At 67.7% G+C, this 15,748-nt stretch carries 15 protein-coding genes; 5 read left to right on the plus strand and 10 right to left on the minus strand.

The genetic code is table 11. The annotated features are described in order from the left end of the window. Positions 1 to 5: 5 nt before the first annotated feature. Together CLD20_RS16450 and CLD20_RS16455 are read right to left on the minus strand one after the other, a co-directional pair. Positions 6 to 995: an alpha-E domain-containing protein gene (locus tag CLD20_RS16450; RefSeq protein ID WP_224407752.1), complete on the minus strand. Its 990-nt coding sequence runs from the start codon at positions 993 to 995 to the stop codon at positions 6 to 8. 109 nt (positions 996 to 1,104) lie between these two features. Continuing rightward, on the minus strand, positions 1,105 to 2,565 hold the full coding sequence (locus tag CLD20_RS16455; protein ID WP_224407753.1) for a circularly permuted type 2 ATP-grasp protein: 1,461 nt from the start codon (positions 2,563 to 2,565) through the stop codon (positions 1,105 to 1,107). Between the two features lie 255 nt (positions 2,566 to 2,820). Between CLD20_RS16455 and CLD20_RS16460 the strand changes: the two genes are divergently transcribed. Next, the gene (locus CLD20_RS16460) at positions 2,821 to 3,255 is read left to right on the plus strand and encodes a L,D-transpeptidase (protein ID WP_370636923.1); all 435 of its coding nucleotides are present in this window, start codon (positions 2,821 to 2,823) and stop codon (positions 3,253 to 3,255) included. A 62-nt stretch (positions 3,256 to 3,317) separates the two neighbouring features. Beyond that, positions 3,318 to 4,082, plus strand: a complete 765-nt coding sequence (locus CLD20_RS16465; protein ID WP_224407754.1) for an alpha/beta fold hydrolase — start codon at positions 3,318 to 3,320, stop codon at positions 4,080 to 4,082. Here CLD20_RS16465 and CLD20_RS16470 read toward each other — a convergent pair. Further along, positions 4,079 to 4,555, minus strand: a complete 477-nt coding sequence (locus tag CLD20_RS16470) for a YbaK/EbsC family protein (RefSeq protein WP_224407755.1) — start codon at positions 4,553 to 4,555, stop codon at positions 4,079 to 4,081. The genes CLD20_RS16465 and CLD20_RS16470 overlap by 4 nt on opposite strands. Positions 4,556 to 4,673: 118 nt before the next feature. Here CLD20_RS16470 and CLD20_RS16475 point away from each other — a divergent pair, with 118 nt between their 5' ends. Next, entirely contained in the window at positions 4,674 to 5,249 is a 576-nt protein-coding gene (locus tag CLD20_RS16475) for a hypothetical protein (RefSeq protein ID WP_224407756.1), read from the plus strand. Here the strand turns inward: CLD20_RS16475 and CLD20_RS16480 are convergent. Next, positions 5,236 to 6,147, minus strand: a complete 912-nt coding sequence (locus CLD20_RS16480) for a metallophosphoesterase (RefSeq protein ID WP_224407757.1) — start codon at positions 6,145 to 6,147, stop codon at positions 5,236 to 5,238. The two genes, CLD20_RS16475 and CLD20_RS16480, sit on opposite strands and share 14 nt — an antisense overlap. A 77-nt stretch (positions 6,148 to 6,224) precedes the next feature. Here CLD20_RS16480 and CLD20_RS16485 point away from each other — a divergent pair, with 77 nt between their 5' ends. Further along, the gene (locus CLD20_RS16485; RefSeq protein WP_224407758.1) at positions 6,225 to 6,707 is read left to right on the plus strand and encodes an NUDIX domain-containing protein; all 483 of its coding nucleotides are present in this window, start codon (positions 6,225 to 6,227) and stop codon (positions 6,705 to 6,707) included. 7 nt (positions 6,708 to 6,714) lie between these two features. Here CLD20_RS16485 and CLD20_RS16490 read toward each other — a convergent pair whose 3' ends face one another. After that, the gene (locus CLD20_RS16490; RefSeq protein ID WP_224407759.1) at positions 6,715 to 7,710 is read right to left on the minus strand and encodes a glutathione S-transferase family protein; all 996 of its coding nucleotides are present in this window, start codon (positions 7,708 to 7,710) and stop codon (positions 6,715 to 6,717) included. A 41-nt stretch (positions 7,711 to 7,751) separates the two neighbouring features. Continuing rightward, a complete protein-coding gene (locus CLD20_RS16495; RefSeq protein WP_224407760.1) occupies positions 7,752 to 8,465 on the minus strand; it encodes a pirin family protein in 714 nt (237 codons plus the stop codon). A 277-nt stretch (positions 8,466 to 8,742) separates the two neighbouring features. Between CLD20_RS16495 and CLD20_RS16500 the strand changes: the two genes are divergently transcribed. After that, entirely contained in the window at positions 8,743 to 9,240 is a 498-nt protein-coding gene (locus CLD20_RS16500; protein WP_224407761.1) for a GNAT family N-acetyltransferase, read from the plus strand. A gap of 96 nt (positions 9,241 to 9,336) precedes the next feature. On the opposite strand, the gene CLD20_RS16505 is transcribed toward CLD20_RS16500, so the two are convergent. The 4 genes from CLD20_RS16505 to CLD20_RS16520 form a co-directional block, all read right to left on the minus strand. Beyond that, the gene (locus tag CLD20_RS16505; protein ID WP_224407762.1) at positions 9,337 to 9,831 is read right to left on the minus strand and encodes a bacterioferritin; all 495 of its coding nucleotides are present in this window, start codon (positions 9,829 to 9,831) and stop codon (positions 9,337 to 9,339) included. Positions 9,832 to 9,976: 145 nt separating this feature from the next. Next, positions 9,977 to 12,043 (minus strand): hypothetical protein, encoded by a 2,067-nt coding sequence (locus CLD20_RS16510; RefSeq protein ID WP_224407763.1) that lies wholly within the window; start codon positions 12,041 to 12,043, stop codon positions 9,977 to 9,979. Further along, a complete protein-coding gene (locus CLD20_RS16515; RefSeq protein WP_224407764.1) occupies positions 12,040 to 14,847 on the minus strand; it encodes a DUF4159 domain-containing protein in 2,808 nt (935 codons plus the stop codon). Before CLD20_RS16515 ends, CLD20_RS16510 begins: the two co-directional genes overlap by 4 nt. After that, positions 14,844 to 15,743, minus strand: coding sequence for a DUF58 domain-containing protein (locus tag CLD20_RS16520; RefSeq protein ID WP_224407765.1), 900 nt, complete (start codon positions 15,741 to 15,743; stop codon positions 14,844 to 14,846). The genes CLD20_RS16515 and CLD20_RS16520 overlap by 4 nt, the downstream gene beginning before the upstream one ends. Between the last annotated feature and the right edge of the window lie 5 nt (positions 15,744 to 15,748).

Raw genomic sequence — 15,748 nt, forward strand, 5'->3', positions numbered from 1 at the left:
GCCGCTCATGCCGTCGGATTGAAGTAGAAGTCGGACGCAAGGCCGGTCGTGACGCGGTTGTTGCGGTCGATGAAGTCGGTCAGGAATTCGTGCAGGCCGTTCTGGAAGATCGCGCCCATGTCGCTGTGCTTCAAAAGCCGGTGCGTGGAGCGGATCAGCTCGGCCGTGGGGCGCTCCTCGCCGTAGATCTCCGTGATCCCCTCCGCCGTGACGTTGAGCCAGTCGTAGCAGAAGCGCAGCGAGCGCGGCATCTCCGGCCGGAGGATGACGAATTCCGCGATCCGCCAGGGCTTGTAGTCCTCGTGGAAGACGTGGCGGTAGGAGCGGTGCGCCGACACCGCCCGCAGGATCGTCTCCCACTGATAATTGTCGATCGGCCCGCCGACCGACTGATGGTCCGGCAGGAGCACGTAATACTTCACGTCGAGGATGCGGGCGGTGTTGTCGGCGCGCTCCATGAAGGCGCCGAACTGGCAGAAATAATAGCCTTCGTCGCGCAGGATCGTGCCGAGCAGCGCGCCGCGGAACTGGGCCGTGCGCTCGCGGATCCAGTCCAGGAAATCGGGAAGCCGGGCATTGGTCATCTGGTGCGGCGAGACCGCCTGCATGCCCATCCAGGTATCGTTGAGCGTTTCCCACATGTCGCGCGTCAGCTTGGTGCGCACGATGCGGGCATTGGTGCGCGCGGCGGTCAGCGAGGAGCGCACGGAGGAATGGTTGCGCTCGTCGAAGAGCAGATAGTTGATGGCGCTCTCGCCCGTCACCTCGTCATAGGCGTCCTTGTAGCCGTCGATGACGCCGGCGCTCTGCAGGGTGGAGAGCCATTCCTCCTTGTGGCCGCCGCCGATGCTCGGCGTCAGCGAGATGCGGAAGCCGGCCTCGCACAGCCGGGCGATATTCTCCGCGCGCTCGATGTAGCGCGACATCCAGAAGAGACTCGATGCGACCCGCCCCAGCATCTTCAGACCGTGGGCGGGCTGGTCGGGGAGGGGCAACGATTCCGGATCGCCATACCCCCGGGCCGGGCGCTGGCTCCCTCGGATAGCGCGGCGTCTCTCTTTGCCATGTCAGCCGTCATTGGTTTGTCCCTTGTCGGTTCATGGCCTAATCCGTCAGCACCCAGGTGTCCTTCGTGCCGCCGCCTTGCGAGGAATTGACGACGAGGGAGCCCTTCTTCAGCGCCACGCGCGTCAGGCCGCCGGCGACGAGCCGCACGCGGTCGGAAACGAGGCTGTAGGGCCTCAGATCGACATGCCGCGGCGCCACCCCCGTCTTGGTGAAGGCCGGGCAGGCCGAAAGCGCCAGCGTCGGCTGGGCAATGTAGTTGCGCGGGCGCGCCTTCAGGACCTTGCGGAACTGCTCGATCTGCTTCTTGGAGGAGGTCGGGCCGACGAGCATGCCGTAGCCGCCCGAGCCGTGCACTTCCTTCACCACCAGCTCCGGCAGGTGATCGAGCACATAGGAAAGCGCTTCCGGCTCCGAGCAGCGCCAGGTCGGCACGTTCTTCAGGATCGGCTTCTCGCCCGTATAGAACTCCACGATGTCCGGCACCCACGAATAGATCGCCTTGTCGTCGGCGATGCCGGCGCCGGGAGCGTTGACGATGGTCACCCGCCCGGCACGGTAAAGGTCCATCAGGCCCGGCACGCCGAGCGCCGAATCCGGTCGGAAGGTGAGGGGGTCGAGGAAGTCGTCGTCGATGCGCCGGTAAAGCACGTGCACGCGCCGCGGCCCGCGCGTCGTGCGCATGTAGAGGGCCCCGTCGGAGACGAACAGATCCTGCCCCTCCAGAAGCTCCGCGCCCATCTGGTCGGCGAGGAAGGAGTGCTCGAAATAGGCCGAGTTGTGGATGCCGGGGGTCAGCACACCGATGGACGTTTCCTCCGGCGCCACCGGCGAGACCGCCTCGAGCGTCTGGCGCAGGAGTTCCGGGTAATGCTGCACCGGGGCGACGCAATGGGCGGCGAAGAGCTCGGGGAAGAGATGCAGCATCGCTTCCCGGTTCTCCAGCATGTAGGAGACGCCGGAGGGCGTTCTGAGATTGTCTTCCAGCACGAAGAAGTCGTCTTCGCCGGTCCGCACGAGATCCGTGCCGATGATGTGGCTGAAAATGCCGAGAGGCGGCCGGTGCCCGATCATCTCCGGGCAATAGGCCTCGTTCATCAGGATCACGTCGGCCGGGATGCGGCCCGCACGGATGATTTCCTGCCGGTGATAGATGTCGAGCAGGAAGGCGTTGAGCGCGCGCACGCGCTGCTCGATCCCGCGTTCCAAGAGGCGCCATTCGCGCGCCGAGATCAGGCGGGGAATGAGATCGAAGGGAATGAGCCGCTCGATCGTGTCGACCGAGGCGAGGGCCTTCTTGTCGGCATAGACCGGGAAGGTAATCCCGAGCCGGCGGAAAATCGACTCCGCCTCCGCCCGCTTGCGCTTCAGCTCGCGCGCTGGCTGCTCCTCGAGCCACTTGCACAATGTAGCGTAGTGCGCCCGCGGCGAGCCGTCGGGCTCGAGCATTTCATTGAAGGGGTTCTCGCGCGAGGAGCGCTCTCGGATTGGTGGTTCCATGTTCTGTTGTACAGGCTAGCCAAAGCCTCTGGTGAGGTCACGCATAAAAAGTGAGCCGAATTAAAGGAAAGGTGCCGCATACAGGTGCGGTTCCCCGCCGCGGTCACCGATGAGCCACCTTCGATGTCGCGAGGAAATGCGGCGATCTTAACGATAGGTCAAAGTTGAGAATGTTTATGACTTGGGCCGCCAAGCCAAATGTGGCTAAGTTGCGGCTAATGCGGCAAAGCTGTGGATAAGACTGGGGATTTTGGAATGAAAACCATGCGTATCTGGGCATTCTGTCTCGCCGCCGCGCTTTCGCTTGCCGCTTTCGGAAGCGTCGCCGAGGCCGGTATTACGGCTCGCATCGATCTGTCCGCACAGAAGATGCGGGTCTATTCCAACGGCAAGCTCGCCTATACATGGACCGTCTCCACCGCACGGAGCGGCTATCGCACGCCGACCGGGACCTACCGTCCCCAGCGCATGCACAAGATGTGGTATTCGCGCAAATACGACATGTCGCCGATGCCGCACTCGATCTTCTTCCGCGGCGGCTACGCCATTCATGGCACCAACGCCGTGAAGAATCTCGGCCGTCCCGCATCGCATGGCTGCGTGCGCCTGCATCCCTCGAACGCCCGCACGCTCTACAACCTTGTCAAGCAGAGCGGGCCGAGCAATACGCGCATCATCATCACGCGCTGAAGGCTGGCGGGGCCTGTGAGCCCCGCTCTCCTGCGGCGCCGGGCGCAGGAGGGATACAGCCGATGTCGTCGCTTTTCGTCGTCCGGGCAGGGGCTGAGGACGCCTCCGCGCCTCCGCTCGTTCTCCTGCACGGTTTCGGCGGCTCCCACCGAACCTTTGACGAGGTTGTCGCCGCGCTCGGCCGGGCGCGGCCGATCCTCCTCTACGATCTGCCGGGCCATGGCCGCTCGCTCGGCTTTCCCGGCACCGGCCATGCCGTCACCGCCGCCCGCGCCATCGCCGCAGATCTTGCTGGGCGCGCTCCGCAAGGCTTTCATCTTGTCGGCCATTCCATGGGCGGCGCGGCCGCCGCGCTGGTCGCGCTGAAGGCGCCGGAGGCGGCCCGTTCGCTGACGCTGCTTGCGCCGGGCGGGTTCGGCCCGGAGATCAATTATCGCCTGCTGGAGCGCTACGCCGCCGCCACGGAAGCGGAGGAGCTGCGCATGCTGATGGAGCAGTTCTTCGGCTGGCGCATCCCGGTGCCGCAGACGATGATCGCCCGGATCGCCGAAGAAAGACGGGTGCCCGGCCAGCGCGAGGCGCTGATGGAGATCGGCGCGACGCTGTCGCAGGACGGCCGCCAGAAGATGCTGCCGATCGCCGCGATCGGAGATCTCGCCCGTCCGGTGAAGGTCGTCTGGGGCACGCAGGACCGCGTCCTGCCGACCCGCCAGGCGCACAAGCTTCCGGGGCGGATCGCCGTCCATGTCTTTGAGGAGATCGGCCACATGCTGCCGCACGAGGAGCCGGCCGGAATGGCCGGCCTCATTTTGGAGAATGCGCGCTAGTCGACGCGCAGGACCTCGGCGCCCGCGGCCTTCTTCAGTTCCTCCGGCCTGACGCAGAAGACGGCGTTCGGCGCCCCGGCCGCTGCCCAGACCTCGTCGAAGGCCAGAAGGTCCTCGTCGATATAGGTGGAGATGGTCCGCGTCGCGCCGATCGGGGCGACGCCGCCGATGGCAAATCCCGTCAGTTCGCGTACCTGCCTGGGGTCGACCCGCTCCAGATGCTCGCCGAGATGGGCGGCGATCTTCTTCTCGTCGACCCGGTTCTTGCCGGAGACCAGGAGCAGCACCGGCTCGCCGCTTTCCGCCTTCTTGAAGATCAGCGACTTGACGATCTGGGCGACTGACGTGCCGCAGGCCTTCGCCGCATCCTCCGCAGTGCGGGTCGTATCGGGCATGCGCCGGATCTCGATCGATATGCCGGCCGCCCGTGCCGCCGCCTCGACGCGGTCGGTGCTTCTCTCCTTTGCCGCCATTTCCATTTCCTTTCCCATTGATTAACCATAGATAGCCGTGGACACAGGATGTCGTATGCCTGCTCGCCCGGGGCAATTCTGCTAGCTTCGCGGGCGTTGGGGCGAAAGGGGATCGAACATGAACACGGTGCCGGGGGCAGGAGCTACCGTGCGCAGCCTTCAGGATCGGATCCGTGACGCCCGGATCCGCGAATCGGACCGCATGGACGGCATCGTCGATCTGCGCGAGACGGAACGCACGCGCCTGGAACTCCTCGTGGAGGAGATGGCCGGCGTCATCGAGGAGCTGCCCGAGCGCGACCGCGACCGGTTTCTTCTCGCCATCCTGCCGGGCGATCCGCCGCGCTACTGGGTCGATGCGACGAGCTTCGTCATGATGGCGCGCGACAAGCGCACCTACCGTTTTCTTCAGGATACGCTGAACGGCCGCATCGTTCTCGGCGAGACCGGCGATGCCGCCTCCATGGCCGACAAGGTCACCAGCCACATCGCCGACCGCGTGGTGGAGCGCGAGCGTGCGCTCGCCGCCGACGCGGCCGAGACGGCCCGGCAGAATCGCATCGCCGATTCCAGGAAGGTCGATACCCACGCCCGCAAGAGCCTTTCCGGCTTCTGGGTGATGATGGCCTTCATCTTCGGCGTCCTGTGCGGCGCCCTGGCGCTTCTCGCCTACGCCTGGTTCAGGGTTTCCTGACATCGAAGTTGAGGCTGAGCGCCTCCTGCACGCGGCCCTTCTCGTCGAAGCAGCGATGGCGCACGGTGAGCCGCCACGCCGAACCGCGATCGTCGATGTCGTGGAGGGCGTAGCCGCCTGATTTCGGCCCGGCGGCGGGGCCGCTCGACCCGGCGGGCACGCCGATCACCGGAATGGCGCCCTTCGGGCCGCGGACTGCCGTCACCGAGCGGATGTGGTCGTGGCCGTGCAGGATCAGCTCCGCCCCGTGCCGGGCGACGGCGCGGCGCAGCCGGTGTCCGTCGGTCAGCCGCCGCAGCGTGCGCCGCGGATCGATCAGTTTCGGAGGATGATGGATGAGTATGACGCGGAAGAGGCCTTCCTCTCCGGCCTCGGCAAGCAGCTTTTCCAGCCTTTCGGTCTGCCGGCGGCCGATCCGGCCTGTCGCCATGAAGGGTGCCGAGGCGACGGCGGAGGAGAGCCCGATCAGCGCCACCCCGTCCTTGCGTCGCATGAAGGGAAAGATCGCCGGGCCGACGAACTCCGCCTGGCTGTCGTTCGACATCCAGGGGGCCCACAGCCGCCGGTAGCGGTGATGCGCGCGCGGCACATAGGCATCGTGGTTGCCCGGAATGGCCGTCACCATCGCCGGCGGGCCGAGCGCCTCCAGCCACAGCCGGGCATTCTCGAATTCGTCGCGCAGCGCAAGATTCGTGAGGTCGCCGGTGACGGCGATATGGTTCGGCTCGGCCGCCTGCAGGTCGGCCGTCAGAAGCTCGAGGCTGCCGGTCGTCATCGCGCCGCGCCGGTTCTGGTGCCAGTTGGCGTAGCCGATGATACGCTTGGAGATGAGCTCGCGCAGCCGGGGCTGCGGCACCGCCGGCAGGTGCACGTCCGAAATGTGTCCGAGGCGGAACATGGGGCTTCGCCGATCCTTTCGTGTTGCCGCGAGGATAGCCGGTGCCGTTAAGGTGCGTCGACCACAGGAGTTCTGTCATGGCGGGCGCTTCCACACGCCTCAATCCCCTGCAACGCCTTATGCAGCGCTCGCTGCTCGCCGCAAGCCGCCTGAGGCGCGGCATGACGCTCGGCGTGCGCGCCGCCCTGATCGCGGAGGGAAGGATCCTCCTCGTGCGGCACACATACGTCCCGGGCTGGTATCTGCCGGGGGGAGGGGTGGAGGCCGGCGAGACGACGCTGCAGGCCGTCACGCGCGAAATCCGCGAGGAGACGGGCTCCGAGCTCTCCGGCGAGCCGGAGCTCTTCGGCATCTACCGCAATTTCCGCGCCCATCCGAACGACCATGTCGTTCTCTATGTCTGCCGAGATTTCCGCCGGCTCGAGATCGACCCCACGGGCATGGAGATCGCCGAGATCGGCGACTTTGCCCTCGGCGCTCTGCCGGAGGATGCCACGCCCTCCACCCGCGCCCGCATCGCCGAGATCGGCGGGCAGGCGGCGCGGACGGAGGATTGGTAGAACCGCTTCAGCCCTTGGGGATGCCCACGCCGGGCAGGCGGTCGCGGTTGTGCGGGGAATCGAGCACCAGCAGCGGCCCGAGCGGCACGATCCGCGTCGGATTGATGTTGGCGTGGCTGTAATAGTAGTGCCGCTTGATGTGGCTGAAGTTGACCGTCTCCTTCACCCCGTGGATCTGGTAGAGGTCGCGCAGGTACCCCGACAGGTTCGAATAGTCGGAGATGCGCCGCTTGTTGCACTTGAAGTGGCTGAAATAGACGGCGTCGAAGCGCACCAGTGTCGTGAAGAGCCGCCAGTCGGCCTCCGTCAGCCGGTCGCCGACGAGGAAACGCTGGTCGTCCAGCCGCTGATCGAGCTCGTCGAGAACGTTGAAGAGCGCCTTGTAGTTCTCCTCGTAGACGGCCTGCTTGGTGGCGAAGCCTGCCTTGTAGACGCCGTTGTTGACGTTCTCGTAGACGAGCGCGTTCACCTCGTCTATCGCCTCGCGCTCCCCCTCCGGATAGAAGTCGAACTCGGCCTTGCCGCCGATTCCGTCGAAGGCGGAATTGAACATGCGGATGATTTCGGCCGATTCGTTGGAGACGATCGTCTCCTTCTCCTTGTCCCAGAGGACAGGCACGGTCACCCGTCCCGTATAGTCCGGCTTGGCCTTCAGGTAGATCTCGTAAAGACGGCGCAGCTCGTAGAGATGGTCCGGATGCTCGTCGTCGAAGATCCACCCTTCCGACAGCATCAGCGGGCTCACTACAGAAAGGCCGATCATGTCGGTCAGCCCTTTCAGCCGGCGGAAGATGAGGGTGCGGTGCGCCCAGGGGCAGGCAAGGGAAACATAGAGATGGTAGCGCCCCGGCTCGGCCTTGAAGCCGCCTTCGCCAGACGGGCCAGGCGAGCCGTCGGCCGTCACCCAGTTGCGGAAGGAGGTCTGCTCGCGCTCGAATCTCCCGCCGGTCTTCTCGGTGTCGTACCACTGATCCTGCCAGACGCCGTCGACCAACAAACCCATGAAGCTTCTCCCCATCCCCGCCTCGCGGCCCTACCTGCCTCTTAACGAAGGCGCGGCACCTCGACCAGAACGATCTCGGCACTTTCTGCATCGCCTGCATGCGCGATGACGAGTTCGGCCTCCTCGCGGATGGCCGCGCCGTCGCCGGCCTGCAGCTCCTTGCCGTTGACCGTGACGGAGCCTGCGGCCGCCACGAGATAGATGTAGCGGCCCTCCTGGGGCGTGTGCCGCAGGGATTGGCCCGGCGTCAGCGTCGCGCCGTAGAGCGTCGCGTCCTGGCGGATCGGAAGGGCGCCTTCCTCGCAGTTACCGGAGGCGAGGGGAACGAGCTGGCCGGCACGCTCCGCCTTCGGGAAGGAGGCGCTTGCCCAGCGCGGCTCTCCGCCCTTGGCGGTCGGCAGGATCCAGATCTGGAAGAGCTGCGTCTCCTCGTTCTCGAAGTTCCACTCCTCATGCGCGATGCCGGTTCCCGCGCTCATCACCTGCACGTCGCCGGCCGCCGTGCGCCCTTCGTTGCCGAGATGGTCGCGATGGGTGATGGCGCCTTTGCGCACATAGGTGATGATTTCCATGTCGCGGTGGGGATGGCGGTCGAATCCCCCTTTCGGCGCGATCGTGTCGTCGTTCCAGACCCTGAGCGCGCCCCAATGGATGCGCGCCGGATCGTGGTACTCGGCGAAGGAGAAATGGTGCCTGGTGCTCAGCCAGCCATGGTCGGCGGCGCCGAGGCTGGAAAAGGGACGAATGTCGATCATCTTGCCCTCCAAGGGAAAAGCTCGGCCACAGGTAGGCCGGCCCATGGGCGCCGCAAGCGCCGGGCGCCCCGCAAGGGCGGTGAAAGGACTGTTCGCGCATCGCGCAGCTTCGGGAAAGATTGCGGCACCGGAAGGGCTGTGATAGAGGCGCGCCCCATGGAACCAAGGATCTCTATTGCGCGTCTCCGACGAGGCATGCCCCGCTGCTGAGCGGCGGTGTCGCTGCCGTGCGCCGAAGGCTGCGGCCGGTCTTTTCGAAGTTCCAGGATTCCCCAAAATGTCCGACATCCTCATCCGGCCGGAAGCGCCGGAGGACGAGCCGACCATCTCCGCTCTGATCGCCGCCGCCTTCGGCCCGGGCGCCTATGCGCGCGCCGCCTTCCGCGTGCGCGAGCAGGCCCCGCATGCCCCCGAGCTCTCCTTCGTTGCTCTGCTGGATGGCGCGATCGCGGCTTCGGTACGCCTGACGCCGGTGACGGTCGGTGCGGACGCGGGCTTTCTCCTGGGGCCGCTGGTGGTCGATCCGCCGCTGAAGAGCCGCGGTTACGGCAAGGCGCTGGTGCGCCATGCGCTCCTGGAGGCGCGAAAGATCGGCATCCGTTTCGTCATCCTGGTGGGCGATGCGCCCTATTACGGCCCGCTCGGCTTCGTGCCGCTGCCGCCGGGCCGGGTGAGGATGCCGGGCCCGTGCGATCCGAAGCGGCTGCTCGTCGCCGAGCTGGAGGAAGGCGTCGGCGCAAGCCTCTCCGGTATGGTCGCCGGCAGGCTCCGCTGAGCGGCGGGCAATAAAGCCGGCAGGCTCCGCTGAGCGGCGGCAATAAAAAAGGGGCGCGGCGCGCCCCTTTCCGCCTCGCTTTACGAGCGCCGGCGCTCAGTCGTCGTCCACCTCTTCGGCGGCGGAGGAGACCTGGCGGGAGATGTAGAGCTGCATGCCGAGCATCTCCATCAGGTCCTGCTGCTCCTCGACGAAATCGACGTGCTCTTCCTCGTCGGAAAGGATGGTCATGAAGAGGTTGGAGGTGCCGATGTCGCCGGCGTCCTGGCACTCGCGGGCGGCCTTGCTGTAATACTCGATCGCCTCTTCCTCCATCTCCAGCTGGGTCTGGAAGATGTGCTTGACGTCCTTCGGCTGGTCGATCTTGTCGAGGGTATGGACGTCCGGCTTGCCTTCCAGGAAGAGCAGGCGCGTCAGGAAGATGTTGGCGTGCTCGCGCTCCTCGTCGATCTCCTCGCGCATGCGCTTGGCGAGCCGGTCGACGCCCCAGTCGTCGAGCTTGCGCTCCTGCAGAAGGTAGGTGTTGACCGTCGTCAGCTCCATCGTCAGGGCGCGCTGGAGATGCTTCAGTGAAATATCGGGGGCTTTCATGGAATATCCTCTTGGGTGTCGGTGAAGGCCGCGCAAAAAAGCGGCGCATGACATTCGCAATTTAGGATGTGACCGTGGTCCATCCAGTGCTTTTGGGAAAACCGCGACGCTATGAGGCAGTTCCGGGCTTCTGCCGGCCTGCGAGCTAGCGTCCTTCGCGCCACCAGAGAGCCGCGAAGGCGCCGATCATGAGCGCAAGGCCGAGAAGCCCGCCGAACAGCGGCAGCCGGTCGACGCTCTTGAGGATGGTCGCGTCGGAGCGCTTGAAGCCGATCCAGCCGGAGCCGGCCGCAGCCGCCCGGCGCGAGACCGCGGCGATGCGCGGGATCGAGCCGCCATTCTCGGCAAGTCGCACCACCGCCCCGCCGCTCGACTGCGCCACCGGGGCGAGACGCTCCGTGGTGCTCGTCACTTCGCGGAACTCGACCGGATCGGCGGTGCCGATATGGGCAAGCGTCGTCAGCTTGCCGTCGCTCACCTTGTAAAGGCCGAGATCGGCGTTCTCGATCTTGCCGCGCCACAGGCCGGGCTCGGCCCGCTCCATCGGCACGTCTTCCGTCTCGCCGTTCGGCCCGGTCGCCGTCACGGCGGGCGGATTGTCGGAGAGCGTCTGCCGCTCCACCGTCAGGCTGCTGCCCTCGGCCTCGGCGCTCAGAGCTTCTTCCTCCAGCTCCGGCTCGCCCATCAGCCAGTGCACGATGCGCCGCAGAAGCGCGCCATGCGGCCCGCCGCCTTCAAAGCCGCGGGCCCACAGCCAGGCATGGTCGGAAAGGAGCATGGCGATACGCCCGCGATCCTCGTGCGAGAGGACGAGGAGGGGCCGCCCCTTCGCGCCCTGCAGCGGCACGTCGCCCCGGATGACCTCGGTATCGACGAGGCGGAACCAGCGGCTCCAGTCGGGCGGGTCGGAGGCGGCGCCGGGCAGGTCCCGAGTAACGGGATGCTTCGTGCCGAGTTCGGTGACGCTCGGCCGGTAGGGCTCCTCCAGCACCTCGCCCGTCGGTTCGGCCGGGAGGACGGAGCCGAGCGGCGTGCGGTAGAGGCTCGCCGGCGTCGAATAGTCGGGCCCGGCGGCGATCAGCACCGCGCCGCCGTCGCGCACATAGCGGGCGATGTTGTCGAAGTAGAGGATCGGCAGCACGCCGCGGCGCTGGTAGCGGTCGAAGATGATGAGGTCGAATTCGTCGATCTTCTCGGAGAACAGCTCGCGCGTCGGAAAGGCGATCAGCGACAGCTCGTGGATCGGCGTGCCGTCCTGCTTTTCCGGCGGTCGCAGGATGGTGAAGTGGACGAGGTCCACGGCGGCGTCGGCCTTCAGCACGTTGCGCCAGGTGCGCTCGCCCGCATGCGGCTCGCCGGAGACGAGGAGGACGCGCAGATGCTCGCGCACCACGTCGATCTCGGCGACGGCGACGTTGTTGTCGGTGGTGATCTCCCCCTCGGCCGGCTCCACCTCCAGTTCCACGATGGTGCGGCCGGCATGGTCGATCGGCAGGTCGATCGTCTCGCTCTCGCCGGCGCCGGCCATGTCGGTGGCGACCTCGCGCCCGTCGATCCTGAGCGTGACCCTGAGGCGCTGGCCCGGGGCGAGCCTGTCGTCGAGGACGCGGTAGGTGAGGCTCTGATTCTCGCCCAGGATCGCAAAGCGCGGCGCCTTGTCGAGGACGATGCGGCGGTCGTATTCGTCCTCCTCACCGGTAATGAGGGCGTGAAGCGGCGCGCCGAGGCCGAGGCTCGCCGGATCCGAGGGCGTGTCGTGGACGATGCCGTCGGTGACCATCACGGCGCCCCCGAGGCGGTCGGGCGGAACATCGTCGAGGGCTTCCGAGAGTGCCCCGAAGAGGGCGGTACCCGTGTCGTCCGGCGCATCGCCCACGCGCACTTCGCGCAACTCGAAGCCGGACAGAGCGGCGATGCGCTGTTTCAGCGCCGCGACGGCGCTTTCGGTCTGCGCGCGCCGCTCGCCGATTCCCTGGCTGCCGCTCTCGTCGACGACGAGGGCGACGACGGCAGGCAAGGGATCGCGCTCCTCGCGTTGCAGCACCGGATTGACCAGTGCGACGACGAGAAGCGCGGCCGCGAGCAGCCGCAGCCACGCACCGGGCAGGCGCCGGAAGAGGGCGTAAAGGCCGAGGAGGGCGAGCAGCCCTCCCAGCCCGGCGATCATCCACCAGGCGATGAGGGGTTCGAAGTCGACGGCGAAACGGGTCACTGGCCAAGCCGCTCCAGAAGGGCAGGGATGTGGACCTGGTCGGCCTTGTAGTTACCGGTGAGCGTGTACATGACGATGTTGACGCCGGCCCGGAAGGCAAGCTCGCGCTGGCGCGGATCGGCCGGCACGGTCGGATAGAGGAACTGGTTGTCGGCCGAGATCGCCCAGGCGGCTGCAAGGTCGTTGCCGGTGATCATGATCGGCGACACGCCGTCGCCGCCGCGCGCCGGCCGGCCGCTCTCCGTCGGCTGGTCGGAGAGCGCCTCCACCCAGAGTTCCGAGCCGTCCCAGCGGCCGGGAAACTGGCCGAGGAGATAGAAGGCCTTGGTGAGCACATGGTCCGGCGGCACGGGTTCCAGCGGCGGCACGTCGATCTCGCCGAGAAGCCGGCGAAGCGCCTGCGTCTCCGGCGTCGCGGTGACGGCCGAGCTCGGCATCGGGTCGCCGGCGTCGCGCGTGTCGAAGAGGATGGTGCCGCCGTTCTTCATGTAGGCGTCGACCTTGGACATCACCGCCGCGTCCGGCGGCTCCGCTTCGGCGCTGATCGGCCAGTAGATGAGGGCGTAGAAGGACAGCTCGTCGCTCGCAAGGTCGAGGCCGACCGGATCGCCGGGCTCCAGCGCCGTGCGTGTGGAGAGGTATTCCGTAAGGCCCCTGAGGCCGGCCCGGCTCGTCTCGTCCACCAGGTCGTCGCCGGTGACGACATAGGCAAGGCGGGTGGAGAGCGTGCCGGCCAGCGCCTCGTCGGCCGAGACTTCCTGCGCGGAGGCGGTGTGCGGCGTGGCGATGACGAGGGCGGCCAGCACGATGAGGCCCGCCGTCACGGTCCGGCGCGGCACGAGCCGTCCGGAAAGGGCGAGCGCGGCGATGGCGTCGAGTGCGGCGAGGAGGGCGGCGGCCGCCAGCAGCCATGGCCAGAGCGGCTCGGCGCGCTGCGGCGCCAGTGAGCCGACGCGCCCGCCCCAGGCGAGCGAGGCAGGGCGGAGCGGGGTGAGGTCGGTCTCCTCGTCGACGGCGTTGAGGGCGCGCACGTCCCCGCCGCGCTCATACAGGCCGGGAGGCGTCATCGCGCTCGGCAGAGAGTTCGCGATGTCGGCCACCAGCGAGGCTTCCGGTCCTGGCGGGCGCAGCCTGCCGTAGCCGTCGAGCATCGAGGCCGGACGCCAGGGGGCGGTTCGCGTCGACGCGGCCTGCGCCGCGGCCGTCGCGGCTGTGCCGCGGCTCTCGCTCTGGAGCCGCACGGCGGCCTGCGAGGTATCGACGACGGCGCGCAGCATGTCGACAAAGGCGCCGGCGATCGGCAGGTTCGACCAGCGCGGATCGGCCGTGACGTGGAAGAGGATGATGCGGCCGCCGCCGCGTTCCGTGGCGGTGATGAGCGGCGTGCCGTCGCGAAGCTCGGCCCAGGTCTCGGCTTCGTTCAGCGACCCCGGTTCGGCGAGGATCTGCCGCTGGATGCGCACATCCTGCGGGATATCTATGCCGCGAAAGGGGCTCTCGGGCGAGAGCCGGCCGATCGGCTGCGGCTCGTCCCAGGAGAGCGAGCCGCCGAGCGAGCGCTCGCCCTCGCGCAGCCGCACGGGCAGGAGCTCCGGATCGCTCGCGGCGATGTTGGCGCTGGCAAATCGCAAGAGCGTGCCGCCGGCCGAGATCCATGTCTTCAGCCGCTCCACCGTCTCCGGCGGCAGGTTGCCGGTCTGGGTGAGGACGAGGACGGAGATGCCGGCGTCGAGAAGCTGGTCGATCGCCTCCGGCACCGTTTCCGCGCTCGCCTCCCGGATGTCGGTATAGGGCGAGAGGGCGCGCTCCACATAGGTGAGCGGCGCGAGGAGCGGCTGCGCGGCACCGCCGCCTTCGCCGGAGATGAGGCCGACGGATTTGCGCCGCCAGCGCCCGTCGAGAAGCTGCACGGCACCGGCACTCCGCTCGCCATCGATGGCGAAGCGGGCGATCTCGTTGCGCATCTCGGTCGGCAGGGAGACGGTGACCTTGGTGTCGCCATTGGCCGAAAGGCTGGCCGGCATCTCCACCATCCTGCGGCCTTCCGAATCGAAGCCGGCGATCGTCACGTCCAGCGCCGGGCCGACCCGCGAGACGGTGATCTCGGCGTTGTCGGCGGCATTGTGCGGCGGGCGCAGCACCGAGAGCGCGGCCGAGGAGGCGATCATCAAGGGATCGTCGTCGATCCGCGCGAGCGTTTCGGCGAAGGCGGCCGCGTCGCCGCCGTCGAGCGGACCCGCGATCCATGCGACCTCCGTCGAGCCGGCGGGAAAGAGCTCGGCGAGCCGGCCGCGCAGGGCGCCGCGGTCGGCGGGATAGGGATGCGGCTCGATGGCGGCGAGCCGCCTTGAGGCTTCCGCCGCGGTGCCGGCGGCGATGTCGGCATTCGCCTCGCCCGCCGTCGCGGCGAGCGCCACCGGCCGGTCGGCGCGGCCGGCCTCGTCGATCAGCCGGGCCGCCACTTCGCGCCGCGTCTCGAAATCGGGCGCCGTGTCCCAGCCATTGTCGAGAAGGACGAGGAGGGGTCCCTGGCGCGGCGCGGCGAGATTCTCCTGCGGGCGCAGGACCGGCTCGGCCAGCGCGACGACGATCAGCGCGGCGAGCAGAAGACGCAGTGCCGTCAGCCACCAGGGCGTGCGGCGCGGTGTGGTGTTCTCCGCCTGCAGGCCGAGCAGGATGCGCGTCGGCGGAAAAATCTGTCGGACCGGCCGCGGCGGCGTCATCCGCATGATCAGCCACAGGATCGGCAGCACGGCGAGGCCGGCGAGCATCCAGGGGGAGAGGAAGGCGAGGTTGGAGATCATGCCGTCAGCCGCGGCTCGACGGGCGCCGTCAGGCTCGATTGCAGCGCCAGGAGGCCTTCCGAAGCCGGTCTGTCGGTATGGTGCACGCAGAAGGAATAGCCGGCGCGCTGCGCCATCTTGGCGATCTCGGCCCGGTGCGCCTGAAGCCGCTCCTGATAGCGCTCCCTTAAAAGGTCGGCCCGCTCGGCGAGCCATATCGAGCCGGTCTCCGGATCCTCGAATTCCAGCCGCCCGTCATAGGGAAAGCTCTCCTCGGCGGGGTCGAACACCTGCAGGAGATGCAGCCGCAGTGCCCGCTCGCCGGCCCTGGCGAGGCGCTCGCGGATCGTTTCGGTATCGGCAAGGAAATCGGAGACGATGACGACCTCCGAAAAGCGCCGTGCCGCGGTAAGGTCCGGCCATTCGCCGTCCGCCGGCGCGCGCAGCAGCGCCTGTGCAAAACGCTCCGGCAGGTCGCGCCCGGGGCGCGCCGGCATCAGGCCCGGCACGCCGACGCGCTCTCCGCCTCTTCCCAGAAGCTCGGCCAGCGCCAGCACGAGAATGAGGGCGCGCTCGCGCTTTTCCTGCTCGGCGAGCCGGGAACGGAAATGCATGGAGGGCGAAAGATCCGGCCACAGCCAGACGGTCTGCAGCGCCTCCCATTCGCGCTCGCGCACGAACAGGTGATGGTCGCGGGCCGAGCGGCGCCAGTCGATGCGCTTAGCCGGTTCGCCCATCTGGTAGGAGCGGAATTGCCAGAAGGTTTCGCCCGCGCCGGGGCGGCGGCGTCCGTGGAAGCCGAACATAGCGTTCGCCGCCACCCTGTGCGCCGCGACCAGAAGATCGGGCAAGCGCGAGGCGAGCCGCCTGGATTCGGCGATGTCGTCGTGGCGAACGGGGGTAGCGTCAGCTGCCATCCGTG

This window comes from Afifella sp. IM 167, from assembly GCF_020144925.1.
Classification (GTDB): Bacteria; Pseudomonadota; Alphaproteobacteria; order Rhizobiales; family Afifellaceae; genus Afifella.

What these genes read in the sequence shown, in the direction of transcription:
- CLD20_RS16490 (WP_224407759.1), bottom strand. Translation starts at nt 7,710, where the DNA reads ATGGGTTTGTTGGTCGACGGCGTCTGGCAGGATCAGTGGTACGACACC.
- CLD20_RS16465 (WP_224407754.1), top strand. Translation starts at nt 3,318, where the DNA reads ATGTCGTCGCTTTTCGTCGTCCGGGCAGGGGCTGAGGACGCCTCCGCG.
- CLD20_RS16500 (WP_224407761.1), top strand. Translation starts at nt 8,743, where the DNA reads ATGTCCGACATCCTCATCCGGCCGGAAGCGCCGGAGGACGAGCCGACC.
- CLD20_RS16495 (WP_224407760.1), bottom strand. Translation starts at nt 8,465, where the DNA reads ATGATCGACATTCGTCCCTTTTCCAGCCTCGGCGCCGCCGACCATGGC.
- CLD20_RS16480 (WP_224407757.1), bottom strand. Translation starts at nt 6,147, where the DNA reads ATGTTCCGCCTCGGACACATTTCGGACGTGCACCTGCCGGCGGTGCCG.
- CLD20_RS16515 (WP_224407764.1), bottom strand. Translation starts at nt 14,847, where the DNA reads ATGATCTCCAACCTCGCCTTCCTCTCCCCCTGGATGCTCGCCGGCCTC.
- CLD20_RS16475 (WP_224407756.1), top strand. Translation starts at nt 4,674, where the DNA reads ATGAACACGGTGCCGGGGGCAGGAGCTACCGTGCGCAGCCTTCAGGAT.
- CLD20_RS16470 (WP_224407755.1), bottom strand. Translation starts at nt 4,555, where the DNA reads ATGGCGGCAAAGGAGAGAAGCACCGACCGCGTCGAGGCGGCGGCACGG.
- CLD20_RS16455 (WP_224407753.1), bottom strand. Translation starts at nt 2,565, where the DNA reads ATGGAACCACCAATCCGAGAGCGCTCCTCGCGCGAGAACCCCTTCAAT.
- CLD20_RS16460 (WP_370636923.1), top strand. Translation starts at nt 2,821, where the DNA reads ATGAAAACCATGCGTATCTGGGCATTCTGTCTCGCCGCCGCGCTTTCG.
- CLD20_RS16520 (WP_224407765.1), bottom strand. Translation starts at nt 15,743, where the DNA reads ATGGCAGCTGACGCTACCCCCGTTCGCCACGACGACATCGCCGAATCC.
- CLD20_RS16485 (WP_224407758.1), top strand. Translation starts at nt 6,225, where the DNA reads ATGGCGGGCGCTTCCACACGCCTCAATCCCCTGCAACGCCTTATGCAG.
- CLD20_RS16505 (WP_224407762.1), bottom strand. Translation starts at nt 9,831, where the DNA reads ATGAAAGCCCCCGATATTTCACTGAAGCATCTCCAGCGCGCCCTGACG.